Raw genomic sequence first — 534 nt, 5'->3', positions numbered from 1 at the left:
AAAAAAGCTTTTTTATACGTGATAACTGACCTTCTATGGTTATCCTACAGTAATTTCAGTATTCTTTTTAGGTTTACAGTAAAAATAGCCAGGGCACCTTGCATTTGCATAGAGGTTAAGCCATAAGACATCGCTGTATCATATCCATGTACATTCTTTAGTTCGGCATTTTTAGCTTCAATTTTGTAGCGATGTTTCGATTGTTCTTTAAACTCTTGTGTTTGTTCAAAAGCTATTTGATCTAAATGTGTTTGACTTGATATAGAAACAGAATATGATTTAGTTTTTGCCCCTGGTTTATAACACCCCTCTCTTAAAGGACATTGTTTACATTTCTCTACATCAAAATAATATGTCTTTACTTGATTAACGTTATCTCCTTTTTTGCCTTGAGTGGCCTTTCTAACAGCTAAATGACCAGCGGGACAGACAAACATATCAGCATCTTTATTAAAATCAAATTGGTCTTCTTTTTTTCTTGCTCCTTGACTAATAACAGGGTTTACTTTAGAAATGACCTTAATTTTATTCTCT

At 32.8% G+C, this 534-nt stretch carries 1 protein-coding gene; it reads right to left on the bottom strand.

Going from position 1 to position 534, the window contains the following annotated elements; translation table 11 throughout:
- Positions 1–44 precede the first annotated feature (44 nt).
- Positions 45–534, bottom strand: a 490-nt coding sequence (locus GJV77_RS14700; RefSeq protein WP_193563685.1) for a transposase, incomplete at its 5' end; no start/stop codon positions are given.

The organism is Myroides pelagicus (assembly GCF_009711055.1).
Taxonomy (GTDB): domain Bacteria; phylum Bacteroidota; class Bacteroidia; order Flavobacteriales; family Flavobacteriaceae; genus Flavobacterium; species Flavobacterium pelagicum.
Note: the sequence above shows the minus strand (reverse complement) of the source record. Positions and strands in the feature narration are given on the sequence as shown.